The sequence below is a fragment of the Pseudomonas sp. FA-1 genome (genome assembly GCF_056856075.1).
On record NZ_JBWXTH010000007.1, the window covers coordinates 119,674 to 145,853 of the forward strand.

The window sequence follows — 26,180 nt, forward strand, 5'->3', positions numbered from 1 at the left end:
TGTTCATGGGCGCGGCCCTCGGCGTTGTGCGGCGTCCTGCAACTGGGCGCGCAGACCGGGGGCGGTCTGTGGGCGGTCGGCGGCAGGCACCATGTCCGCAGGCAGCGGCGCCCACAGCGACGGGTCGCTGAGCAGGCCGTCGGCGCTCAGGCCGGTGACGCCGTTGCGGCCCTGCACCCACAGGGTGTCGAGTTCGCTCCTCTGGCGGCTCTCGGCCACCGCCTGGGCGACGAACTGTCCGGGTACCAGGTCCAGGTCGGGGGCGATCCTGGCGCGGATCTCGGGCGCGGCGAACAGGCTGGCGGCATCGCCGTTGGCGCCCCGAATGATCTGCTGGCGGGCAATGTCGATACGACGGATCTCCGGCTCCACGTACAGCGCCGGTTCAAAATCCAGAGGTGGTTCGGCGAAGGCGTTGCGCCCGGCATCGCGATCCAGGTAGGGCCCTGGTGGGATATAGGGCGAGGCGATGTCCAGGTTGATGGTCAACTGCGCCTGGTCGGTGGCCCCGGCGAGGTCGGCGATGGTGTAGGTGAATACATCCTGCAGCACCTGGCCGAGCCCCGCCGCGGCGAGCACCTCGGGGTTGCTCTGGTCGATGGTGTAGGTGTAGCTGCCATCGGCGTTGAGGGTCAGGAAACCGTAGCGGCCGGCCAGCACCTGGCCGACGCTGCCCTGGGTGCCGCCCGCTTGTTCGGCGCCGGTGCGCACGCCCACCACGGTGAGGCGATCGCCGCCGTCGACATCGCTGTCGTTGGGCAGCACATTGCCGCTGCTTTGCGGTGCCTGGACCTGGTCGCTGGCGACATTGCTGTCGTCGCGGGCCACCGGGTTGTCGTCCGCGCCCTGGACGGTCACGTTCAATTGAGCGGTGGAGGTCGCCCCGGCAGCATCGCGCATCTGGTAGGTGAACACCTCGCGCAGGGTTTCGCCGGCGCTGCGCAAGGCCTGCACGCGCGGGTCGGCATTGTTCACTTCGTAGCGGTAGCTGCCGTCGGCGTTGAGCCGAAGGGTGCCGTAGCGCCCCTGCAGGAGAATGCCTGCGGCCGCCGATTGCCCGGTTTCGCTGGTGACGGTGAGCACCTGGCGGGTTTCGCCATTGGCCAGGCTGTCCACGTCGGTATCGTTGGCCAGCACGTTGCCGGTCGGGTCGACGCCGGGGCGGGTGTTGCTCACACCGCCCGCTTCGACGGCGATGGCCGTGTCATCCTGGGCGACGGGCGTGTCGTTGGCGCCACGGATGACGATCACCAGTTGCGTGCTGCCAGTCGAGGTCCAGCGGTCCTGGACCACGTAGGTGAACACGTCGGTCAAGGTCTGGGAGGCGGTACGCAGGGCCTGCACGGCTGGGTTGTCGTTGTCCAGCTGGTAGTGCCAGGTGCCATCGGCATCGAGCACCAGCGTGCCGTACTGGCCTTTGAGCGGTTGCCCCGGCACGCCGTCGGGCGCGCCGCTCGGGTCGGTGCCGGTACGGACTTCCACCACCGTCATCGCATCGCCTTCGGCATCGCGGTCGTTGCCCAACACGTTGCCGCTGGGGTCCACCCCCGGGGTTGTGTTGTTCAGGCCGCCGGCCTCGACAGCCTCGGCAGTGTCCGGGTTGGCGTCCGGCGGCGAGTTGCGGGCGAAGACCACGATGTGGATCTGCGCCTGGTCGACCAGGCCGCCTGCGTCGCGCACTTCATAGGTGAAGTAGTCGCTGAGGGTTTCCAGCAGGCCCAGGGCCAGGACCGCCGGGTTGCTGTTGTCGACGCGATAGGTGAAGGTGCCATCGGCACCGATGATCAGTTGCCCGTAGCGTCCATCGATGAGGGTGCCGTTGCTGTTGTCGGTGCCGGCGTTGACTCCGGTCAGCGTGCCGCCGGCCGACTCCTGGCCGGTACGGATACCGCTGACGCGCTTGCTGTCGCCGGCATCCACGTCGGTGTCATTGCCCAGCACGTTGCCGCTGGGGTCGAAACCGTTGTTGATGTTGGGCTTGGCCGCCAGGGCCAGGGCAAGGTCGTCGTTGGCCACGGGGGCGTCGTAGGCCCCCTGCAGGGTGATGGTGAGCTGGGCGATATCGCTGGCCCCGGCGGTGTCGTGCATCCGGTAGGTGAACGTCTCGACCAGCGTCTGTCCGGCCTTGAGCGCCTGGACCCGGGCGTCGTTGTTGTTCACCCGGTAGCTGTAGCGGCCATTGGCGTCGATGGTCAGCACGCCGTACACGCCATTGACCACCTGGTTGCCGCTGACCGTGACGAACGTACCGCCAGCAGCCTCGCTGCCGGTACGGATGCCGTCTACCTGCTTGCTGTCGCCGGCGTCCACGTCGGTGTCGTTGGCCAGCACGTTGCCGCTGGGGTCCAGCCCCGAGGTACCGTTGGCAGTACCGCCGCGTTCGATGGCTGTGGCCTGGTCGTCGCTCGCCACGGGGTTGTCATTGCGGCCTTGGATGGTGATGGTCAGGATCGATGTGGTGGTGGCGCCGGCAAGGTCGCGAACGGTGTAGACGAAGCGCTCCTGCAGGGTTTCGCCGGAGGTTCGCAGGGCCTGCACCAGCGGGTTGCTGTCATCCACCACGTAGGTGAAGCTGCCATCGGCGCGCAGGGTCAGGGTGCCGTAGGCGGCCGTGAAGGCGCTGCCCACCTTGCCGGTGGCCAGGCCCTGGTGAACCCCGATCACGCCCATCAGGTCGCGGCTGTCGACATCACTGTCATTGCCCAGGACATTGCCGGTGGCATTGCGCCCGGGCGTGGTGTTGGCCACGCCGCCTGCCTCCATGGCCGTCGCATTATCGGGGCGGGCCACCGGGGTATCGTTGGCACCGGTGATGGTGATGCGCAGGGCGGCCTGGTCGGTGGCGCCGGCAGTGTCGATCACGGTATAGGTGAAGGTATCGACCAAGGTATTGCCGCTGGTGCGCAGCGCCTGCACCGCGGCGTTGTCGTTGTCCAGGCGGTAGCGGTAGGTGCCGTCGGCATTGAGGGTCAGCCAGCCATAGGTGCCGCGCAGCTCGGTGCCGAGGCTGCCGGTGCTGCCGCTGGCGTTCTCGGCCCCGGTACGTACGGCGTTGACGGTCTTGGTCTCCTCGTTGAGCACCGAGTCGACGTCACGGTCGTTGGTCAGCACGTTACCGGTCGGGTCGCGCCCTGGCTGGTTGTTGCCTACGCCACCGGCCTCGATCGCCGTGGTACCGTCGTCGGCAGCCACCGGGTTGTCGTTCTGGCCTTCGATGAGGATGAACAGGAACGCAGGGTCGGAGAAGCCGCCCTTGCCGTCGGTGACTTCGTAGCTGAAGGTATCGATCAACCGGTCGGCATCGGTGCGCAGGCCTTGGACGGTGGGGTTGCTGTTGTCCAGCACATAGGTATAGGTGCCATCGGGGTTGATGGTCAGGGTGCCGTACTGGCCGGTCAGCGTGGTACTGCCGTTGACGGACGTGGTGGTGGTCGTGCCGGTGCCGATGGCGGACACGGTGATCGGGTCGCCGTCCGGGTCGTGGGAGGTGCGGGTCACGTCGCCGCTGGGGTTGATGCCCGGCAGCTGGTTGTTCACGCCACCTTGCTCGACCGCACGGCCAACCACGATCTGGGCCACGGGTGGGTCGTTGACGCCATGGATGGTGATGACCAGCTGGGCGCGGTCGGTAAGGCCTTCGGTGTCGGTGATTTCGTAGGTATAGATCACCTGCACGGTCTGCCCGGCGGCCAGGCCTTGGATGGTCGCGTTGGCACTGTTGACGTCGAAGACGAACGACCCGTTGGCACCGATGGTCAGGGTGCCGAAGGCGGCCGGGTCGATGACCTGCACACCATTCTGCTCGGCGTAGATGGCGTCGATCACCCGGCCATTGCCGGCGTTGCTGCCGGCCGGGACCGAGGTCATGCCAGGGTTGGAGAGCTCGGTCGCCGAGCTGATGCCGGTGACGTTCAGGCGCGTGCTGGGGCGGTCGGCGCGATCGACGTCGAGGTCGACGCCGTTGCCGCCGGGTTGGTTAAGGCCGCCCCCGCGGCTGGGGAAGAGGATCACGTTGCCGACGGGGTTGCTTTCTTCGCCCGGGGTGTTGGTCGCGGCCGCCTGGGCCACGGCGCGGTCGTCACTGGCCACTGGGTTGTCATAGGCGCCCTTGATGGTGATGCGCAGTTCGGCCAGGTCGCTGAGGTTGCCGGCATCGGTCACCCGGTAGGTGAAGTACTCGATCAACTGGTCGTTGGCGCCAAGGCGCTGCACGGCGGTGTTGCTGTTGTCCACCACATAGGTGTAGGCGCCGTTGGCGCTGATGGTCAGGGTGCCGTAGGTGCCGTTGATCACCACCGGCGCGTTGGTGACCGGCACGATGGCGCCGGAGGCGCTCTCGCGCAGGTTGCGCACCCCAGTGACGGTCTTGGTCTCGCCGTTCTGGTCCACGTCGGTGTCGTTGCTCAGCACGTTGCCGACGGCATTGCTGCCGGGCGTGCCGTTGTTGACGCCGCCAGCCTCGAGCGCCTGGCCGTCGTCGTTCACGGCCACCGGGGTGTCGTTGGCCCCCTGGATGGTGACGGTGAGCGTCGAGGCACTGGTGGCGCCGGCCAGGTCGCTGATGGTGTAGGTGAAGACCTCTTGCAGGGTGTTGCCGGACAGGCGCAGTGCCTGCACCGCAGGGTCGTCGTTGTCGACGATATAGGTGCTGCCGCCGGCCGAGGAAATGACCAGTTTCCCGTACAGGCCGACGATCTCCACCGTACCGTTGACCGGTACGCCCAGCTGCGTGCCGCCTTGCAGCCCGGCGCGGATCACCCGGATGGCATCGCCATTGGTGGCGATATCGACATCGCTGTCGTTGGCCAGCACATTGCCGCTGGGGTCGCTGCCCGGGGTCTGGTTGCGGGTGCCACCGGCTTCGACGGCGATGGCACTGTCAGGCCGGGCCACCGGGGTATCGTTGACCGGGTCGACGATCAGCTGCACGGTATCGGTGTCGCTCAGCGCATCCTGCGGGTTCTGCCCGGGGATGCCGTCGTGGTTGGCATCACCGAAATTGCCCCGGTCGTTGGTGACCATGGTCAGGGTTTCGCTGGTGCTGGCGGTGTTGAAGTCCTGGTTACCCTTGTAGTAGAGCTGCGAGAGCAGGGCGTTGAGCTGCGACAGGGTGCCGGTCAAGGTCAGGGTGCCGCTGGCCCCCGCGGGTGGGGTGGCGCCGGGCGCGGGCGGCGTGGCGCTTTGCCAGAGCACGCCGTGGCGCACGGTCAAGGTGACGGACATCACCCCGCTGCCAGCGTCCGAGTCGCTGACGGCCAGGCCGTTCAGGTGCAATACAGTGTCTTCCTGGCCGCGTTGGCCGGGGAGGGTGTTGACCGGTGCTTCGTTCAGGTGCACGTAGCCGGCGTTGGCGGTGCCGGTGCCGCCCTCGGCCAGTGTCACGCTGACATTGCCCAGGCCGCTGACACTGGTGCCGGTGTCGGTATCGATGCGCACCGCGAAGCGATTGCTGGCCGACAGCTGCAGCGACTGGGGCACGGCCACCAGGTAGTTGCCTGCCGGCAGCAGGGCGAACTGGTAGCGCCCGTTGCTGTCGGTCTGGGTGGAGAACACGCGGTCATCGGCGTTGCCGAACACCCCGTCAGCGCCGGCCCAGGTGACCTGTACACGCTGCCCGGCCAGGCCCGGGCCATCGGGCGTGGTGCTGCTGGTCGCCGAGTTTGTGTCGTTCCACAGCGTGCCCTGCACGACGCCGAGGCCGGCGCCTTCGCTGAGGATGTAGTTGTTCAGCCCGCTCGTGCCGTCCTGCCCGGTACGTTCGCCATCAGCGGTGCCGCCGGTGCCGGGGCGCGAGCCGCCCCAGCCACCGGTCTCGAAGCTGGTCGGCAGGCTGCTCCAGGTGAGCACTGCGGCACTGGCGGCGTTGTCCGGCACCACGGCATTGGGCACGGTGACGCGGTAGACCACCTGCACCCGGTCGCCCACCGCCAGGCGGTCGAAGTCCACCGACAGAGCGCCGCTGGAGGTGACCCTTACCCCGGCGGGCAGGTTCGCCAGGTCCAGTGCGCTGCCGTTGACCAGGATGCTTTGCACCTGGTAGTTGCTGCCATTGGGGAACTGGTCCTGCAAGTGGACGTTGTAGGCGGGGATGTCGCCGTTCTGGGTGAAGCCCACCGACACCGTGGCAGTGGTGCTGCCGGTGCCCGGCAGGATGTCGATGACGTGTTTGTCCAGGCCGGTGAAGCTCGGTTCCACCACTCGCTCGAAGAGCTGTTCGCTCTTGCCCCGGTCTACATCCTGGCCCGGCAGGCCGACATGCTCGAACGCCTGCACGCCCAGTGAAGCACCGCTCTGGTTGCTCGCCACGTTGGTGACGCGCACGTTGAACTCGAGGATCACGCCTTCGGCATTGGTGTCGGAGGTTTCGCTGTTGCGCACGTTCCCCAGGTTGAAGGTGACCGTCTGGCTGCCGTTGGCATTGGTGACGATACTGAGGTTGCTGGCGTTGCCGTCGAACACGCCGTTGGGCCTGACCCCGCTGAGGTCGGCATTGATCGGTTGGGACACCGCGCTGTCCTGGTCGCCGGGCATCCACAGGGTGCCGCCCTTGATCAGGTCGGCATCGGTGGACAGACCGTTGAAGGTGTTGGACACCATGGCGATGAGGATGTTGTTGAGGTCGGCAGGGATGAACGACAAGCCCGCACCCAGTTCGATGCGAATCTGGTAGTTGGGGTTGTCGCCCACCGGTACCAGTACCGACACGCGGTAGCGGATCACTTCGCCCACGGCAACGTTCTCGCTGATGCCGGCGGTATCGACGTTGCCGGATGCATCCCGGGGTGGGGGCGTATCGGGCAGGCCGCCGACGTGGGAGATACGGACCCCGTTGGTGACCGGGAATACCAGGGCGGAGTCGAGCCGGTAGTCGTTCAGCGTACCGCCGTTGAGCACGCCGTCGGCGCCGGTGCGTTCACCGGTGTGGTTGCCGTCCAGGCTGGTCCAGCGAACCTGGGCGTTGTTGGTGAAGGCGGCCAGGCCGGCGGCGGTCGCATTCACCGTACCGCGCAGGTGCAGGACGATGCTGCCGCCCTTGGCGATGTCGATATTGGCACCCGTGGCCGTGCGCAGCTGGCCACCCTGGATGACAAAGTCCACGCCACCATTGTTGGTGGCTCCTTGGTAGACCACGCCGGTGATGGTCACGCCGTCGAGCTGGCTGGGCAGGTTGTCCAGCAGGCTGATGTCGAAGGCATCGAAGTCGCTCGAGGCCGTGCCGTTGCGCAGGGTGAGGGTGAAATCGATGATGTCGCCTTGGTCGAAGCCGCCGAAATCGGGGGTGGTGTCGATGTTCTGGATGATCTGCAAGGTCGGCTCGCGCAGGGTGACCGTGGGCGCGCCGCCGCTGAGGTTTACCTGGCGATCGAGCGCGACCGTGCCGTTGGGGGTGTTGCCGTCGATGTCCTGGTAACGCAGGGTGGCGCTGTTCTGCAGCGAGCGGTTGGCTTGGTTGCCGCTGACGTTGCTGGCGACCAGGCGCACACGGATCACGAAGGCATTGTTGCCGGTGTTGTTGTCGGCGCTGGTGGCCGAAACACTGAAGGTAAAGCGCGCGTCGACCCCATCGCTACCCAATGTGCCCCCGACGCCGCCGACTGCGCTGATGACTACGCTGCCAGCGAAGTCCTGACTCAGGCTGCCGCCGCTGCCCAATGCCGTGAGGATCTGCTGGTAGCCCAGGTTGTTGTTGAAGGTGGTATCCAGGCGCATGCCTGGCGGGATCAGGTCGTCGATGCTGAGGTTGCGTGTGGTGCCTTCCGGCAGACGCACGATGATGTCATAGAGCATGCTTTCGCCGACCACCAGGTTGCTGCCGGTGGTGTGACCGGCGCTGGAGTCGCCGTTGTCCAAGCTGCCGCCGGCGAAGGTCTTGCTGATCACTGGGGCGGCGACTTGTTGGTTGGCGACCTCGGTCAGGTCCACGGGGGTGAAGTCGGTGCCGCCTTCGACACTGGCGTAGTGGCTCAGGGTGGCCGTGCTGCGCAGGGTACGGCTGGCGGCCACGCTGTTGTTGACGGTGACGTCATAGGTGATGACGACGATGTTCTGGCCGCTGCTGTCGGCGGTTGTCCCGGCGCGCCCCGGCAGCAGGGTGGGCTGGGCGCCGGCATCGAGGAAGGTGATCTGGTTGCCGCTGACGCGGTAGTCCACGCCCGCGCGCAGCTGGGTGCCATCACCGCGGTAGATCTGCAGGTTGGCCGCGGCCAGGCTGCCGCCGATGAAGGTCAGGTCCGGGGGCAGGGTGATGCTGGTCACTACGTCATAGGCGCCACCGCCGCCGCTGTTCTCGATGGCCGTGGCCAGGCGCAGCCTGTCGCCGCCATCGATGCCCGAGACATCGCCGTTGATTGCGGACAGCTCGGTGACGCTACCGGTGAACGGGCGCCCGCCAGTGCCGGGCTGGGCCCAGCTGCCGGTGGTGCCGGTGACGCTGCCGTTGCTGCTGGAGACCACACCGTGGCGGATGTCCAGCACCGGTTCCGCGACTGACACCACCACGGCCACGTCCGAGCTCAGCAACGGGTCTTTGTTGATCGTGGTGGTCTGGCTGGACTGCGCCAGCACGTCCAGCGAGCGCTGGTCGGCGAAGGGCTGGTCGCCTACGCGTAGGGTGAAGGTGAGCTCGATGCGCCCACCGGCGGCCTGGTTGACGCTGTACTGGCCGAAGTCGAACACTACCGAGTTGCCGGGCCCGCTGGACACAGTGACCGCCCGCGACGGGTCGCTCTCGCCAGGGCCGAAGCTCCATTGGCCGACACCGTTGCCGACAGTCCATGTCACGCCACTGACGTCGAGTAGCGGCAAGGGCAGGTAGGCGGTGAGCTGGAAGTTTTCGTAGTCGCCGGTGACCAGGTCATAGGAGAGTTGGAACGTTATCAGGTCGCCGGGGCGGATCTCGCCGCTGGTCGGAGGCGCGCCGTTGTTCACTTTGAGGATGTCGATGTCGACCTGGCTGGTCGGCACGGTGCTGACGGTGCTGGAGCCGTCGGTCTGGATGCCTGTCCCCAGGTTCACGGCATCGAGCAGCACGGTAGCGCTCAGGGTGGCATTGTTGCCGACGCTGTCGCCTTCGTTGATGTCTTTGTGCGGTGGGTAGTTGCTGACATAGGCCTGGCTGATCACCGCGTTGTAGCTGATCACTGCCAGGGTGGCTGACGTGCGGGTGTCGTCGAAGGCCAGGTCGCCGAACAGGGCGCCGAGCGTGCCCGATGCCCGGCGCAGCGACTCGGCCATGTCGATCACCAGGGTGGTGGTGCCATCGGCGTTCGGGGTTTGCGTATAGACCAGCTGGATCGTGCCACTGGCTCCGTCCTGGCTCACGGTCATGGTCAGCGGCCCGCTGATGGTCTGGCCGTCGGCCAGGGTGTCGACGATACGGAACTGACCGTTCTGCAGGATATTGCTGCCGAAGGCGAAATAGTCCGACAGCGCCACGTTGAGCACGTAGCGCAGGGTATCGCCCGGGCTCAGGCCGGTGCTGCCGAGGTCGGTCTGCAGCACGGCCTGCTTCTGCAGGGTGATGGACTTGGCGACGAACTGCGCGCCGGTACCGTCGCCGGTGGTGCTGAAATCCACCTCGGTGGCCGGCGGGTTGAGGTCGCGTGGGTCCAGGGGTGTCCATTCGCCAGTGGCAGTGGGGGTACCGAAGGCGATGGTCACCGGGTTACCGGTGTTGGGGTCGAGCACGGCGTTGCCCGCGCCGCCCACCTCTGGCACATAGAACGTCACCCGGGAGGTGGCGGGGGCACTGAGGCTGTCATAGGTGATGCTGTAGGCGGTGATGAACACGCTGTCACTGTTGATCGCCGCGGCGATCAGCGCAGGGTTGGTCAGCACCGTGCCATTGCGCAGGGTGACGGAGGTGAGGGTGCCCCCCGCGCCGGGGGTGATGGCCGTGATCTGGACTTGGTCCGGCACGTTCTGGGTGACCACTACGTTGTGCAGGGTCTGCCCGCTCGCCGGGGTGACGGTGACGGTCTGGTTGTGGGTGAAGTTCGGGCCGGTGGCGGTTTCGCCTTCGGTCATGTCCAGGTTCTGGGTCAGTTCCACCAGGGTGGGGTTGACCACCAGCGCGTGCAGGCTGGCTTCCACCAGGCTCGGGTCGACGGTGGGGTTGTTCAGCGAGTCGTTGCCGTATTCGAAACCGGCACGGGTATTGATGGTCAGGGCCGGGCTGCCATTGGTGTTGCTGGTGTCGGCCAGGTTGCTCAGGCGCGCGGTGACCTGCACGGTGATGTCCGGCTGGTCCTGGGAAACACTGGCATAGGGCACCTGCAGCACCACGAACTGATCGCCCGGGCGCATGCCCACACTGGCGGCGGTGACCACCAACGGCTTGCCGTCAGCCCCTTTGGCCAGCGGGTGGGTGGCGTTGCCAGCGGCGTCGAAGGTGACCACGTAGCTGGTCAGGGTCTGGCCCAGGTAGGAGGCGCCGACGAAGCTGATACCGTCGTCGCCGTCCTTGCCGGTGGTGGGCAGGAACAGGTCGATGTACGGGGCATAGCCGACCTGGCTTGCACCGTTGCGCAGGTCCACCTCGAAGGTGAAGGTGTTGCCGATCAGCACGTCGTTGCTGGGCATGCTGATGCTGGTGGTTGGCGCGGCATTGGCCAGTAGGCCTTGGAACCGTTCCAGGCTGGTGGCCGAAAGGGCGATGCCCTGGTCGATCACGCCGTTGCGTACCTCCAGCGCCCAGTCGCCACCTGCGGCGCGGCTGCCGGTGGCGTTGCTGGAGGCGCCCACGTCGGCGCCGGTCCAGCGCGCCAGGCGGTCCACCAGTGCCTGGCCGGCCGCCCCGGCACCGATGTCACAGCCATAGAGCTGGATATCGGCTCCGGCGCTGAGCTCGGCCTGCCACTGGCCCAAGGTGCTACCGAACTGGTCGAGGTTGGCGGCGGTGAAGGTCTGGTTGCCCAAGGTGAACTGCCCGGCAGCGCCGTGGGAGAACACTTGGATCGAATCGACCGTGCCCATCTGGGCGAGGGCGGCGCTGATGGCCGCCAGGGCATCCTGGCCTGCATCGACCACCAGGGTGAGGGTGTCCGCGCCGAGTCCGGCGGTCAGTTGCTCGCGATTTTCCACGCGGCTGTCGAGTACCACCAGGGTTTTCGGCACCGTCGATGTTGGGCCTGCGGCTGTGCGTTGGTCCGGGGTGGACGGATGAGCGTCGGCCTGTGCGGCGTCGCCTGTATCCTGGTGATGCTGGTCAGCCGCGGCGCTCGCGGCGGCGCCATCGAACAGGATTCTCGGTTCAAGGGCCAGGGTCTGGCTCTGCGGGCGGAAAACCTTTGCGTTGTGTCCCATATCCATTTGCAATCCATCCTGAGAAAGGGGCGCACCCCGGTGCTTCGCGCGGATCAACGCTCGCTTGGGTGGGTATCGGCCAGCTCGTCGTCGGGCAGGGTGTCGGCCTTTCCAGGTGCGGCCGAGGCCTGGCCGACCCAGGAATTGAACAGCTCATAGCCGATGGCCAGGATCACCGGCCCGATGAACAGGCCGATGAAGCCGTGGCTGATCATCCCGCCGAGGGCGCCGATCAGCACCACGGGCATCGGTACCGACACCCCGCGGCCGAGCATCAAGGGCTTGAGCACGTTGTCCGAGAGCCCGGCGGCAATGGTCCAGATGGCGAACACGATGGTCGCGGCATTGGCGCCTTGCTGGCTGAACACATAGATGACGATGGGCAAGGTGACCAGCAGCACCGGCAGTTGCATGATCCCCAGCAACAGCACCAGCAGGGCCAGCAGCCCGGCGGCGGGGATGCCCATCACCACCAGGCCGATGCCGACCAGCAGCATCTGGATGAAGGCGATGCCCACCACGCCCTGCGCCACCGCACGGATGGTGGCGGCGCATAGGCTGGCCAGTTCGGCGCCCCGTTCGGGGTTGAAGATTCGCTGGGAAATGGCCACGGCCCGGCGTGCGCTGCGTTCGCCATTGGCCAGGAACAGCCCGGCGATGATCAGCGCCAGGATGAACACCAGGACACCACTGCCCACACCGGCCAGCTTGAGCAACACCAGGCGGCTCACGTCCTTGAGGTGCGGTGCGGCTTGCTGGAAGGCCCAGGAAAGGTCTTCGGAGGCATGTAGCCAGATGCGGTACAGCGGCTCGCCGATCAGTGGCCAGCCTTGCACGGCCTCCGAGGGCGCGGGGATGGCGAGGTTCCATTCATGGACCGACTGCAGGGCAGCCTGGATCGAGCCGGCCATGGACTCACCGAGAAAGCCCAACGGCACCATGAGGCAGAGCAGGATCAACAGCACCAGCAGGGTGGCGGCCTTGCCCACGGAAACGCCCAGCCATTGAGCGATGCGCAGGTTGAGTGGGTTCAAGGTCACTGCCAGGATCACGGCCCAGATCATGACACCGAGGAAGGGATAGAAGATCTGGTAGCAGAACAACGCCAGGACGGTGATCAACCCCGCCCGTATCAATACATCCAGCAGCTCTTTGGGGCTGGTCGTAGCGGGGGTCTTGTTGCTTGCCATGGTCCGTTCGCGTCCTTTGCCGTTCCGTTTGACGCAACAGTCTGGATCAGACTTGCACGGGGCATCGGCCCAGTACTCTCCGATCACGACAGTTTTTTCGGCGTAAGCCACCTTGGCGGGCCGGTATTGCGTGGGTACCTGAATGCCTGCCGAGCATGGGCCGGCCTGCATGGCTTGGTGGCGTGGGGACGAGGAATGAACGCGGGGTGCGCCGGGCTTGCGCGGCGTGGTGTCATGCATTGGTTATCGGTCCGACGCAGTCAACCGAAATTTGACTACGCTAAAGTCCATTCGGTCGGTAGAACGTGAAGCGGATCATCCGAGGGGACAAGGAGCGTGGGAATGAGGTGCTGGATCAGCATGAAGTCGCTGCTGTTGCTCGGTGCGTTGTTGTCGCTGTTCATGTTTGCTTCATCCCCTGCGATGTCCGAGGTCAGCACCTCGGTGGAGGGCGTGCTGGGGGAGCCGGCCCAACTGAAGATCGCCAACCGACCCATCATGACGTTCCATGCCACCTTGCTGGGCGAAACACCCGCGGCCCGTGCCAAGCGCGCCGCAGCGGTGGTCGACGAGGCCTTGCAAGGGGCGGACGACACGCTCGAAGTGCGCGTCGAGCCGGTCCTCAACAGCTACCTGATACTGCTCGGTGATCGCCGGGCCTTCATCATCGCGCCGCTGGACGTGCTGCCCGGCAGCGTGTCGGTGCGTGAAGCGGCAGAGCAGGCAGCCAGCAACCTGCGCACCGTGGTGACCGAGACCGGCCAGGCACGCAGCCTGCATTTCCTGTTGAAGGCCGCAGGCTATTCGGCATTGGCGACCTTCATCTATTTGCTGCTGCTCAAGGGCACTCGAGCGATCCGGCGCAAGCTGCTCGGCCTGCTGCTGCCCCTGATGGGCAAGCATTCGCAGGTGTTCCGGGTAGGGCAGATGCCCTTGTTCGACCTGCAGAACCTCTATTACCTGGTCGATCGCCTGCTGTGGTTGCTGTACTGGCTGCTGCTGTTGCTGTTCAGCTACCAGTGGATGAGCTTCGTGCTGTCGCAGTTCCCCTATACCCGACCATGGGGAGAGAGCCTGAACGTGTATCTGCTGCGGCTGGTCGACTACCTGCTGTCGGGGATACTCGACGCGATCCCGGGCGTGGCCGTGGCGCTGTCGATCTTCTTCATCGCCCGGGGTGTCAGCGGGTTCTGCAAGCGCGCCCTGGAGCGCATGTCGCGCCCCGGGACCCTGCGCTGGCTGACGGCCGAAACCTTGCAACCCACCACGCGCCTGGTGTCGCTGGCCATCTGGCTGTTCGCCCTGGTCATGGCCTACCCGTACCTGCCGGGTTCGGACAGCGACGCCTTCAAGGGCCTGTCCGTGCTGCTGGGCCTGATGATTTCGCTGGGCGCGACCAGTGTGGTAGGCCAGGGTGTGGCCGGCCTGATCCTCACCTACACCCGTACCCTGCGGGTGGGGGAATTCGTGCGGGTAGGCGAGTACGAGGGCACGGTGATGGAAGTGGGGATGTTCACCACCACCATCCGCACCGGCCTGGGCGAGGTGCTGACCATCCCCAACTCGATGATCACCGGGTCCGTCACGAAGAACTACTCGCGCATCGTCGTCGGCCAAGGGTACATCGTCGATACGGTGGTCACCATCGGCTATGACACGCCATGGCGCCAGGTGCACGCCATGCTGGTCGAGGCGGCGCGGCGTACCCACGGCATCCTCGAACAGCCCGCGCCCCAGGTGTTCCAGACCGCGTTGAGCGACTTCTACCCCGAATACCGCCTGGTCGCCCAGGCCGTCCCCAGCGAGCCGCGCCCGCGCGCGGAACTGCTGAGCATGCTGCACGCCAACATCCAGGACGTGTTCAACGAATATGGTGTGCAGATCATGTCGCCTCACTACCTGGCAGACCCACAAGAGGCCAAGTTCGTCCCGCCGGAGCGTTGGCACACGGCCCCGGCAGTGCCGGAGCAGGACGGGTGAAACCCGCCATCGAAGGCATCCCTGCCGATTCATCACCCTCATCGCGCATGAGTAAGGAAACCGAGTGTATCGTCACCCCCTGTTGATGCTGTTGTGCCTGTTGCTGTTCGCGCCCATGGCCACCTGGGCGCAGCAGGCCGGGACCTCCCCGGGCCAGGCGAAGGACCGGGAGGGCTATGCCGACGCCTCCAGCTGCAAGGGGTGCCACCAGGCGCAGGCCGCGCAATGGAAGGACTCGGACCATGCCTGGGCCATGCGCGTGGCCAGCGCCCAGAGCGTGCTGGGCGCCTTCGATGGCCGTAGCTTCGAGGAGGACGGGGTCAAGGCGCGGTTCCAGCGCAAGGGCGAAGGCTATTACGTGCGTACCGAGGGCCCCGATGGCAAGCCCGCGGACTTCAAGGTGCGCTACACCTTCGGCTACCACCCGTTGCAGCAGTACCTGGTGGAACTGCCCGGCGGGCGCCTGCAGGCGCTGACCATCGCCTGGGACACCCGACCCAAGGCACAGGGCGGGCAACGCTGGTTCTCCCTGTACCCCGGGCAGCGCTTCGCTCCCGACGATGCGCTGCACTGGACCGGGCGCTACCAGAACTGGAATGCCATGTGCGCCGACTGCCACTCCACGCGGTTGCTCAAGCACTACGATGACAAGCAGGACAGCTACGCCACCACCTGGCAGGAGCAAACCGTGGGTTGCCAGGGCTGCCATGGCCCCTCCCAGGCGCATGTGGACTGGGCCAAACAGGCCAAAAACGAGGCCAAGGGCGGCGTCACGCCGGCCCAGATGGGGCTGGCGGTGGACTTCAAGGGCCTCGACGGTAAGGGCCTGATCGAGCAATGCGCCTTCTGCCACAGCCGCCGGCAATCCCTGGGCATGGGCCAGCAGCCGGGCAAGCCCCAGCTCGATGCTTCGCTGCCGGCGACCTTGCGCGAGGGCCTGTACCACGCCGACGGGCAGATCGACGGCGAGGTGTACGTGTATGGCTCCTTCACCCAGAGCAAGATGTACGCCGCCGGGGTGAGCTGCACCGACTGTCACGATCCGCATACCACCCGGGTGAAGATCGAGGGCAATGGCCTCTGCCAGCAATGCCACAACGCCCACCCACCCACCAGCCGCTTCCCCAGCCTGCAGGCCAAGGACTACGACAGCCCGGCGCACCATCACCACGCCCAGGGCTCACCGGGTGCGGAATGCGTCAACTGCCATATGCCGAGCAAGACCTACATGGTGGTCGACCCTCGGCGTGACCACAGCCTGCGGATACCACGACCGGACCTGGCGGACAAGACCGCCAGCCCCGATGCCTGCACCGCCTGCCACACCGACAGGCAACCTGCATGGGCCGCCACGGCGATCGAGGGTTGGTTCGGCACACCCCAGCGTCCGCCCCATTACGGAGAAACCTTGCATGCCGTGCGCACCGGCCAGGGCGACCGCCTGAGCTTGTTGACGGCGGTCATCGCCGATATCGGCAAGCCAGCGCTCGTGCGGGCGACGGCAGCTCAGCAACTGACAGAGCTGGGCGCACCGGCCATCACCCCGTTGAGCTGGGCGCTCAACTCCAAGGAGGGCGTGGTGCGCGCCTATGCCGCTGCGGGCTTCGCCCGGGTTCCGCCCGAAGCCCGCGTCAAGCAGTTGCTGCCATTGCTCGACGACCCGCTGCTGGCGGTGCGCGACGAAGCCGTGCGCGCCCTGGCCGATGTGCCGGCGCAAGCGCTGCCGGCCGAGCGCCGGGAGGGCTACGCGGCACAGCTGGCCGACTATGAGCGGCGCCTGCGCGACAACGCCGACCTGCCCGGCGGCCGGCTCAACCTGGCCGTGCTGCTGCAGCGTCTGGGCCGCCAGGCTGAGGCCATCGAGCAGTATCACCAGGCGCTGCGCCTGGACGCCCACTTCTCACCCGCCAGGGTCAACCTGGTCACCCTGTACAGTGGCGCGGGGCAACTCGACCAGGCACAGGCGGTGCTGCGCGAAGGCCTGGCACTCAAGGACATGCCGGCGGGCGATCACGGCAACCTCGCCTACATGCTGGCGTTGCTGCTGGTCGAGCAGGGCAAGGCGCAGGAGAGCCTACCCTGGCTGGATGTTGCCGCCCGGGAGATGCCGGGCAACGCGCGGGTCTATTACAACCAAGGGCTGCTGCTGGCCCAGCTGAACCGGCGCGACGAGGCGCTGCGGACCTTGCACAAGGGCCTGGAGGCGGCGCCCGAAGACCCGGACCTGCTCTACGCCCTGGTCTACCTGCATGCCACGGCCGGTGAAACTCGCCAGGCCGACGCGTACGCACAGCGCATGCGCAAGGTTGCGCCGCAGGACCCACGCCTGCCACCGGCACAGCCATAGTTGCAGCCGATAAGGATTGACTGGCGAGGGATGTTCTTTACACGACAGCCGCCTGGGTATTTTTCGATGGCGAACAAGGACATGTGAACTAGATTTATCAAGCATCTTCATCTGCACGGTGGCTGGGCCGTGTGCCCGGGCGGTTCACCCCGGGCACGTCACCGCAGGGAAGTCGACTCATCGCGCAGTTGACGCAAGCCAAGGACAAACGACAGTGACCATTCGTGAAGAGATCACCAGCCTGGAGGCCCAGGTGGGGCTTCAGGTACTGGGCCAGGAGCGGACCATCCGCCATATCATGTTGGGCCTGCTGGCCAACGGGCATGTGCTGCTCGAAAGCCTGCCCGGCCTGGCCAAGACCCGCACGGTCAAGGCCCTGGCAACCCACCTGGACGCACGCATGAGCCGCATCCAGTTCACCCCCGACCTGCTGCCGTCGGACATTACCGGTGGCGAGATCCTCCAGCAGACCGATACCGGCAACCAGCTCAAGTTCCAGCCCGGCCCGCTGTTCGGCAACGTGATCCTCGCCGACGAGATCAACCGCGCACCGGCCAAGGTCCAGGCGGCACTGCTCGAGGCCATGGAGGAGCGACAGATCACCGTGTCGGGGGAAACCCACCCGATGTCCGGGCTGTTCATGGTGCTGGCCACGCAGAACCCTATCGAGCAGGAGGGGACCTACCCGTTGCCCGAGGCGCAGATGGACCGCTTCCTGATGAAGCTGCTGATCGACTACCCCAAGGTCGAGGATGAGACGCAGGTGTTGCGGCTCGTACGTGGAGAGGAACAGCGCCAGCAGGCCGGCGGCCATGGCGAAACCGCAACGCCCGTGGCGCAGGAGACGATCTTCGCGGCGCGCCGCGAAGTCGGGGCGGTGCATGTGTCCGAAGCCATCGACCGCTACCTGATCGACCTGATCAACGCCACCCGCCACCCGGCGGACTACGACGCCGACCTGCAGCGCTGGATCAAGGTCGGAGCCAGCCCCCGTGGCGGCATCAGCCTGGACCGGGTCGCCCGGGCCCATGCCTGGTTGGCGGGCAGCGACTATGTGACGCCAGACGATGTGCGCGCGGTGTTGCACCCGGTGTTGCGCCACCGTCTGCTGTTGTCCTATGACGCCGTGGCCGATGGCATCGGCGCCGACCAAGTGCTGGACCGCCTGCTCGACACCGTCGCGGTCCCGGCCTGAGGGGGCGCCATGCACAAGCCCGTGGTCGCCGACGGCGCCGTCTACGCCTCGCTGGAGCAGCTGATGCTGCTGGAGCATCGCGTGCGCGGCCTGAGCTTCCTGTCACGCCAACCGCTGTCCAGCGTGCTCTCCGGTAGCCATGCCGCGCGCCTGCGCGGCCGTGGGCTGAGCTTCGACGAACTGCGCCAGTACACCCCCGGGGACGACCTGCGTCACCTGGACTGGCGGGCATCGCTGCGCTACAGCAAACCGTTCGTGCGCAGCTACACCGAGGAGCGCGACCGCCCGACGCTGCTGCTGGTGGACCAGCGCATGAGCATGTATTTCGGTTCGCAGCGCAGCTTCAAGTCGGTCACCGCTGCCGAACTGGGGGCGATCGGGGCCTGGATGGCGCTGCATGCCGGCGATCGGGTGGGCGGGCTGGTGTTCGGTGACCAGGCCATCGAGACGATCCGCCCGCTGCGCAGCCGGGCGCGGGTGGAGGCATTGTGCGCGGCGATCGTGCGCCACAACCAGGCACTGCATGCCTCGCAAACCGACGAGGAACAGCCGGGTCAGCTCGACAGGGTATTGCGCCAGTGCCTGGGCATCGCCGGGCACGATCACTTGATCGTCATCGTCAGCGACTTCGCCGGCGTGTCGCCGCAGACCCTGCAACTGCTGCGTCAGCTGGGCGCGCACAACGATGTCCTGGCCCTGCAGGTGTTCGATCCGATCGCTCTGCAGTTGCCCGACCGCGGGCGGGTGACCGTTACCCAGGGCCAGGTCCAGGTGGAGTTGGAGATCGAACGGCGCCAGGTGCACCGCCCGCTTGGGGATTTCCTCTCGGGGCGGCTCAAGGACGTCGCCACGCTGCTTCGGCGCAGCCAGGTACCGCTGATGATGTTCAGCACCGGGCGCGACAGCCTGGAGCAGCTGCGTGCGGAGCTGGGACGGCTTTCGGCGGTGACGCGATGAGCCAGGTGAGCACGCCGAGCATCGACCAGTTGCGCGAACTGCCGCTGCCGGCGATCGACGTCAGCTATTGGCCGCAGACCTGGGGGTGGTTGGTGCTGCTGGTGGCGCTGTTGGCTCTGGCCGGAGGCCTGGCCACTTGGCGCTACCTGCGCTGGCGGCGCAATCTCTATCGCCGCGAGGCCCTGGCTCGCCTGGAGGTGCTGGCCCAAGCGCTGAACGATCCTGTGCAACGCCTGGCGGCCCTGCGCGAAGTGCCGCAACTGCTCAAGCGCGTGGCGCTCTCGATGCCCGGTCAGGGGCCGGTCGCGACCTTGGGCGGCGATGACTGGCAAGCCTTCCTGCAACGCCATAGCCGAGTACAGCTGCCCGGGCAGCTGGCGCGACGGCTGGCACTGCTGGCCTATGCCCCGGCGGACCAGATAGTGGCAATGGCCGACAGCGACATTCAGGCATTGATCGCGACCTGCCGGCAATGGATCGAGGTGCACCATGTGGCAACTTGAGTACCCCTGGCTGCTGTTGCTGCTGCCCTTGCCCTGGCTGGCCTGGCGTTACCTGGCCACCTACCGCGAGTCGCGCAGCGCCTTGCGCGTGCCGTTCTTCGCTGCCATGAGCCGTGCCGTGGGCCAGGAGCCGGGCACCGCCCGTGCGGGCGGCGGACGCTGGCAACTGCTGCTGAACCTGTCGGTGTGGGTGCTGCTGCTGGTGGCCTGCGCACGGCCGGTGCTGGTGGAAAAGCCCATCGAGCGCGAGCGGCCGGTGCGCGACCTGATGTTGGCGATCGACATATCCCAATCCATGGCCACCACCGACTACACGGACCCATCCGGCCAACGCGTGGACCGGCTGCAGGCGGTCAAAGGGGTTGTGCGGGATTTCATCGCCCGGCGCAAGGACGACCGTATCGGCCTGATCGTGTTCGGCACCGGTGCCTACCCCCAGGCGCCGCTGACCCTGGACCACGCCAGCCTGGGCATCCTGCTTGATGAGGTCGGTATCGGCATGGCCGGCCCCAATACTGCCCTGGGTGACGCGATCGGGCTGACCATCAAGCTGCTGGACAAGGCCAAGGAGCAGGAGAAGGTGCTGATCCTGCTGACCGACGGCAACGACACCGGCAGCGCCATCACACCGGACCACGCCGCCCGCATGGCCCGGGATCGCGGCATCGTGGTGCACACCATCGGCATTGGTGACCCCGAAGCCAGCGGCGAGGCGAAGGTCGACCTGCAGGCACTGCAGGACATCGCCCAGGCCACTGGCGGCCGGTTCTTCCGTGCCGGTGACCGGGACGCGCTGCAGCAGGTCTATGCCACGCTCGACCACATCACGCCGCACCGGGTGAAGACCTTCAGCCACCAACCCAGGCGCGACCTGTTCTGGTGGCCTCTGGGTGCTGCGCTGCTGGCCCTGTTGCTGGGCCATGGCGTGGCTGCCCTGGCCACTGCGCGCCGGGCGAGCCCTGCACACCTGACCAGGACCGAGCGTTGATATGGACATCGATCTGAGTGCCTTTCATTTCCTGCGGCCGCTCTGGTTGCTGCTGATCGTCCCGGGCCTGCTGCTGCCCTGGTTGTGGGCACGCCGCCACAACCTGCTGCGACGCCTGGAGGGCATCATCGCCCCGCACCTGGTCGAGCATCTGCTGATCACGCCCGGGGAGCAGCAGCGTTTTCGCCCGGTGCACCTGCTGGGAGCGATGCTGGCCCTGGGTGCGGTCGCCATGGCCGGGCCGACCTGGGAGCAGGACAAACCGGCCTTCCTCGACAATCGGGCAGCGATGATCCTGGCCCTGGATCTTTCGCCCTCGATGGACGCCGACGATGTCCCGCCTTCACGCTTGGCTGCCGCGCGCAACAAGCTGCATGACCTGATCCAGCGGCGCGCCGGCAGCCGCACGGCGCTCATCGCATATGCCGGCAGCGCCCACCTGGTGCTGCCACCGACCGACGACCCAGCCTTGCTCGACAGCTTCCTCCAGGCCTTGTCCACCACGCTGATCGACAAACCCGGCAAGGATGCCCTCGGCGCGGTGGTTCTGGCCAAGCGCCTGCTGGTGGCCGAGAACGCCCCCGGCACGCTGGTGCTGGTCACCGATGGTGCCGACGCCAGCCAGTTCGACGCGATCGGCAAGCAGGTGCGCGGCAGTGGTTTGCAGGTGCTGGTGCTTGCCGTCGGTACCCCTCAGGCCGGGGTGGTGCATGACGCCCAGGGCCGCCCCAGCACCGACGTCAGTGGCCGGACACGGCGCGCCACCTTCGATGCCGAGGGTTTGAAGCAGCTCGCCGAGGCCGCGGACGCGCCCCTGGGCAGCCTGACCCTGGACGATGACGACCTCGACTGGATCGAGCTGCATGCCCAGCAGCATTTCCAGGCCGCCCAGGACGACGGGCAGCCACTGCACTGGAAAGACGCAGGCTACTGGCTGTGCTGGCCGTTGCTGGCGTTGGCGTTGCTGGGCATGCGCCGCGGCTGGCGCGTGCACTGGCTGGGAGCCTGGCTGGTCGCGTTGGGCGTTGCCTCAGGCCCGCAGCCGGCCCACGCCGGCGCGCTGGCCGACGCCTTCTTCACGCCCGACCAACAGGGGCGCTGGGCATACGAGCAGCAGCACTACCCCGAGGCGGCCGAGCACTTTGCCAACCCTTACTGGAAGGGCGTGGCGGCCTACCACGCGGCCGACTACGACACGGCCCTGGACAGCTTGGCGCAGCTGGACACGGCCATTGCGTACTTCTACCAAGGCAATGCGTACGTGCGCTTGTCGAAGTTCGACCAGGCGATCGTGGCCTATCAGCAGGCTTTGCAGCGCCAGGCGCAGTTCCCCGAGGCCAGCGCCAACCTGGCCCTGGCCCAGGCGCTGCTAAAGGACCGCGAAGCCCAGCAGGAGGCGGGGCCGCCAGACGAGAAGGCCGACAAGGTGGTGCTCGACAACGCCTCCGGGAAAGGCAAGGACGTCCAGCGCACCGCGGCCGGGCAGGGCTCAGACCAGGCGTGGCTGGACAACCTCAACACCTCGCCGGCCCAGTTCCTCAAGCGCAAGTTCCTGCTCCAGGACGCCGCTCGCCCAACCGCCACGGAGGCCATGCCATGAAATGCCTGTTGTGGATACTGCTGGTGCCACTGTTGGTGCAGGCCGCCGAGCCCGAGGTACGCGTGCGCAGCCAACTGCTGCCGGCCGATACGGTGCTGGTCGGCGGCACGGTGAGCTTGCAGATCGACCTGCTGGTCGATACCTGGTTCGATGCCGCGCCGCAGCTGCCAGCCTTGAAACTGGACGGTGCCGTCGTGGCCGCGCCCAGCAGTGAAGCCACGCACCTGAACGAGCGGATCGATGGCAAGGCGTTCTTTGGTTTGCGCCTGAGCTACCAGATCACGCCGCAGCAGGCCAAACCCTTCGATATCCCGGCGTTGGCCATCCAGGTCACACCAGGGCAGGGCAGTGGGCCGGTGATGGTGGAGAGCCCGCCACAACACTTCGTCGCCCGGCAGCCCGCCGGGGCCGGGCAGGGGCGGCATCTGGTCGCCCGCGCGCTGCAGTTCACGCAGCAACTGGAACATTCCCATCAGCCGCTGCGCGTGGGCGACAGTGTCACCCGGCGGCTGCAGGTACGGGCCGAAGGTGCCCAGGCGATGTTGATTCCTGCGCCGGCCTTCAGCGAGATCGACGGGCTGCGACGCTATGTGCAGCCGCCGGTGGTCGCGCCGTTGAGCGATGGCCGTGGCGGTATCAGCGGCGGCCAGCGCGAGGATGCCGTCACCTATGTGGTGACCGAGGCCGGGCACTACCGCCTGCCGCCCATCGAACTGCAGTGGTGGGATGCCGACAGCGGCGAAGCCCACTCGGCGAGCGTGCCCGCGCTGGAACTGGAGGCTTCGGACGCCGCGGTATACCAGGCACCGTTTTCCATAAGCGACGACTTGCGTGCGCTGGGCCGGACAGCTCGGGTTCATATCGCCAGCCATTGGCTGCTGGCCGCCTGTGCGTTGGTGCTGCTGGGCGGCCTGGTCTATTTCGGGCGGGGTTGGTATCTGACGTTGCGGGACGCTTGGGGGCGCTGGCGGCAACGGCGCAAGGCGGCCTGGTTGGCCAGCGCTGAGCATGCCTGGCGGCAGATACCCGGCCAGTTGCGCCAGGAACCGCCACAACTGAGCGCCCTGTACCTGTGGATCAGGCGCACGACAGGGTGTCGCGAAATGAGTACAGGTCTTCCTTCGTTACCCGCTGCTGTTTCCAAATGTTTGCTAGCTTTCTTGGGAGCCCGTTACGGCGCTTCGCTTCGGCAGGCCGCCACAGCAGCCCAGGTGGTAGACACGTTGCCGGCGCTGCGACGTACGGTTACCGAGCAAAACCGGCCATCATCCGGCCGACATGGCCTGAAGAAGCTCAACCCCTGAATTCGGCGTCATGCCAGCTGCATCGATCAAGGAAGTTACATGCACTTGAATTTCGCTTCGCGCCCGGCGCGCTGGTTGTTCACCCTCTGCCTGCTGCTGCCCTTGGCGGCCCACGCGGCCGAGCCTCTGCCCTCGTGGAACGACGGCGCCTCGCGCGAGGCGATCGTGGCGTTCGTCGAGGCGGTGACCGATGAGCAGGGCAAGGACTACGTCCCGAGCGCCGAGCGTATCGCCGTGTTCGACAACGATGGCACGCTGTGGAGCGAGCAGCCTCTGTACTTCCAGGTGCTGTTCGCCCTGGCCGAGGTCAAGCGTCTGGCCCCGCAGCACCCGGAGTGGAAGACCCAGCAGCCGTTCAAGGCGGTGCTCGAAGACGATCGCAAGACCCTGGCCGAAAGCGGTATGCGTGGCCTGATGCAGATCGTCACCGCCACCCACACCGGCATCAGCAACGACACCTTCGAGCAGAACGCACGTCGCTGGCTGGCCAGCAGCGTGCACCCGCGCAGCCAAAAGCCCTATACCGAGATGGTCTTCCAACCGATGTTGGAGCTGTTGGCCTACCTGCGCGCCAACGGTTTCAAGACCTACATCGTCTCCGGCGGTGAGGTGGCGTTCATGCGCACCTTCGCCGAGGAAGTCTACGGCATCCCGCCGGAGCAGGTGATCGGCACCACCTTCGCCACCCGCTTCCAGGACCAGGACGGGCAGCTCTCCATACAGCGCCTGGCCAAGCTCACCCACAACGACGATGGCGCCGGCAAGCCGGAAAGTATCGACGCCTATATCGGCCGTCGGCCGATCCTCGCCTTCGGCAACTCCGACGGCGACCTGCAAATGCTGCAGTGGACCATGGCCGGCCCCGGCCGCCGGTTCGCAGGCCTGGTGCACCACACCGATGCCAAGCGCGAATGGGCTTATGACCGTCAGAGCCAGGTCGGCCGGCTGGACAAGGCACTGGACGAAGCCAGGAACAAAGACTGGGTGATCGTGGACATGGCCAGGGAGTGGAACCGGGTCTATCCCTTCGATCAGGACGTCAACCAGCACTGATAACCACAGCGACATCGAGAGAGCGCCAGTGTGCGGTCGGGCCTCTCGACTGAGCAGTCGTGGATCACGACAAGTCACTGGAACGGAGAAGCACCAATGAAACGCAGAGGAAGGTGGTTATCGCAGTTCGCACTCGCGGCGACGGCGATAGTGGGGTGTTCGATGGCGGTGGCCGCGGACAAGCCGAACATTCTGGTGATATTCGGCGATGACATCGGCCAGACCAACATCAGTGCCTATTCGCATGGGGTGGTCGGCTACAAGACGCCGAACATCGATCGTATCGCCAAGGAAGGCATGATGTTCACCGACTATTATGCCGAGAACAGCTGCACGGCGGGGCGGTCGACATTCATCACGGGCCAGTCGGCTTTGCGTACCGGCCTCTCCAAAGTCGGCATGCCTGGCGTCAAGGTCGGCCTGCAGGACCGCGACGTGACCATCGCTCAGGCACTCAAGGCCCTGGGCTACGCGACCGGCCAGTTCGGCAAGAACCACCTGGGCGATCGCGATGAGTACCTGCCGACCAACCATGGCTTCGACGAATTCTTCGGCAACCTCTATCACCTCAACGCCGAAGAGGAGCCTGAGCGTCCCTACTGGCCGAAGGACCCCAACGACCCCTTCGTCAAGGCTGCTTCTCCACGTGGGGTGATTCATTCCACGGCCGACGGCAAGATAGAAGACACCGGTGCGCTGAACAGCAAGCGCATGGAAACCATCGACGACGACACTACCCAGGCCGCGATCAACTTCATCGACAAACAGGCCAAGGCTGACAAACCATTCTTCGTCTGGATGAACACCACGCGCATGCACGCCTTCACCCACGTACGCGAAGCAATGAAAGGGCAGAGCGGCATGGTGGGCAACGAGTATGCCGACGGCATGCTCGAGCACGACGGCGATGTCGGCAAGTTGCTCAAAGCGCTGGACGATCTCAAGCTGACCGACAACACCATTGTCGTTTACACCACCGATAACGGGCCAAACCAGTGGTCTTGGCCGGATGCGGCCACCACGCCGTTCCGTAACGAGAAGAACTCCAACTGGGAGGGCGCCTACCGGGTTCCGGCCATGGTGCGCTGGCCTGGCAAGATCAAGGCGGGTGAGGTGACCACGCAGATGTTCTCGGGGCTGGACTGGTTCCCCACCTTGCTGGCAGCGGCAGGCAGCACGGACATCAAGGAGCGCCTGCTCAAAGGGGCTGATGTGGGCGGCAAGAACTTCAAGGTGCACCTGGACGGCTACAATCAGCTGGACTTCCTGACGGGCAAGAAGGACAAGAGTGCCCGCGAGGAATTCTATTACTTCAGCGATGACGGTGACCTTGTGGCCATGCGTTACAACGACTGGAAGCTGGTGTTCTGCGAACAGCGCGCGCCTGGTGGCTTCAAGGTCTGGAGCGAGCCTTTCACCTGCCTGCGGGTGCCGAAACTGTTCAACCTGCGCATGGACCCATATGAGCGGGCCGATGTGGTATCTGACCAGTACTACGACTGGGTGGCGAAGAACGATTACCTGATCTTCGAAGGCACCCGCCGAGCGGCCGCCTTCCTGCAGACGTTCGTCGACTACCCACCCAGCCAGCGTCCGGCGAGCTTCAGCATCGACCAGATCCGTGCCGACGTGGACAAGCAGATCGAGGCCAAGATGAACAAAGGCGCCAAGTAAGCGCCGACCTGGACCGGGCGCAGGCCATGCCTGCGTTCGCCTTCTGGCCTGCGGCGGTGTACCGACGCAGGCCTCTTTCGCACGA

General features: G+C 66.3%; 12 protein-coding genes. 10 read left to right on the plus strand and 2 right to left on the minus strand.

The annotated features are described in order from the left end of the window. Window positions 1-3: 3 nt before the first annotated feature. Complete coding sequence (locus tag AC1MHZ_RS14535) at window positions 4-11,310, minus strand: VCBS domain-containing protein (protein ID WP_482966540.1); 11,307 nt, start codon at window positions 11,308-11,310, stop codon at window positions 4-6. 47 nt (window positions 11,311-11,357) lie between these two features. After that, a complete protein-coding gene (locus AC1MHZ_RS14540; protein ID WP_324812892.1) occupies window positions 11,358-12,494 on the minus strand; it encodes an AI-2E family transporter in 1,137 nt (378 codons plus the stop codon). A gap of 342 nt (window positions 12,495-12,836) precedes the next feature. Here AC1MHZ_RS14540 and AC1MHZ_RS14545 point away from each other — a divergent pair, with 342 nt between their 5' ends. The 10 genes from AC1MHZ_RS14545 to AC1MHZ_RS14590 all read left to right on the plus strand — a co-directional run bounded on the left by AC1MHZ_RS14545 (window position 12,837) and on the right by AC1MHZ_RS14590 (window position 26,095). Further along, window positions 12,837-14,474, plus strand: coding sequence for a mechanosensitive ion channel family protein (locus AC1MHZ_RS14545; RefSeq protein WP_482966541.1), 1,638 nt, complete (start codon window positions 12,837-12,839; stop codon window positions 14,472-14,474). A gap of 64 nt (window positions 14,475-14,538) precedes the next feature. Beyond that, window positions 14,539-16,821, plus strand: a complete 2,283-nt coding sequence (locus AC1MHZ_RS14550) for a tetratricopeptide repeat protein (RefSeq protein ID WP_482966542.1) — start codon at window positions 14,539-14,541, stop codon at window positions 16,819-16,821. Between the two features lie 214 nt (window positions 16,822-17,035). After that, complete coding sequence (locus AC1MHZ_RS14555; RefSeq protein WP_480460143.1) at window positions 17,036-18,016, plus strand: AAA family ATPase; 981 nt, start codon at window positions 17,036-17,038, stop codon at window positions 18,014-18,016. A gap of 9 nt (window positions 18,017-18,025) precedes the next feature. Continuing rightward, window positions 18,026-18,973, plus strand: coding sequence for a DUF58 domain-containing protein (locus AC1MHZ_RS14560; RefSeq protein WP_324812886.1), 948 nt, complete (start codon window positions 18,026-18,028; stop codon window positions 18,971-18,973). Next, a complete protein-coding gene (locus tag AC1MHZ_RS14565) occupies window positions 18,970-19,476 on the plus strand; it encodes a DUF4381 domain-containing protein (protein WP_482966543.1) in 507 nt (168 codons plus the stop codon). Before AC1MHZ_RS14560 ends, AC1MHZ_RS14565 begins: the two co-directional genes overlap by 4 nt. Next, on the plus strand, window positions 19,463-20,464 hold the full coding sequence (locus AC1MHZ_RS14570; protein ID WP_324812483.1) for a vWA domain-containing protein: 1,002 nt from the start codon (window positions 19,463-19,465) through the stop codon (window positions 20,462-20,464). The genes AC1MHZ_RS14565 and AC1MHZ_RS14570 overlap by 14 nt, the downstream gene beginning before the upstream one ends. 1 nt (window position 20,465) lies before the next feature. Continuing rightward, on the plus strand, window positions 20,466-22,064 hold the full coding sequence (locus AC1MHZ_RS14575) for a VWA domain-containing protein (RefSeq protein ID WP_482966544.1): 1,599 nt from the start codon (window positions 20,466-20,468) through the stop codon (window positions 22,062-22,064). After that, window positions 22,061-23,368 (plus strand): hypothetical protein, encoded by a 1,308-nt coding sequence (locus tag AC1MHZ_RS14580; protein ID WP_482966545.1) that lies wholly within the window; start codon window positions 22,061-22,063, stop codon window positions 23,366-23,368. Before AC1MHZ_RS14575 ends, AC1MHZ_RS14580 begins: the two co-directional genes overlap by 4 nt. 39 nt (window positions 23,369-23,407) lie before the next feature. Then, window positions 23,408-24,421, plus strand: coding sequence for an HAD family hydrolase (locus AC1MHZ_RS14585; protein ID WP_084858889.1), 1,014 nt, complete (start codon window positions 23,408-23,410; stop codon window positions 24,419-24,421). A gap of 96 nt (window positions 24,422-24,517) precedes the next feature. After that, complete coding sequence (locus AC1MHZ_RS14590; protein WP_084858888.1) at window positions 24,518-26,095, plus strand: arylsulfatase; 1,578 nt, start codon at window positions 24,518-24,520, stop codon at window positions 26,093-26,095. Window positions 26,096-26,180: the final 85 nt, after the last annotated feature.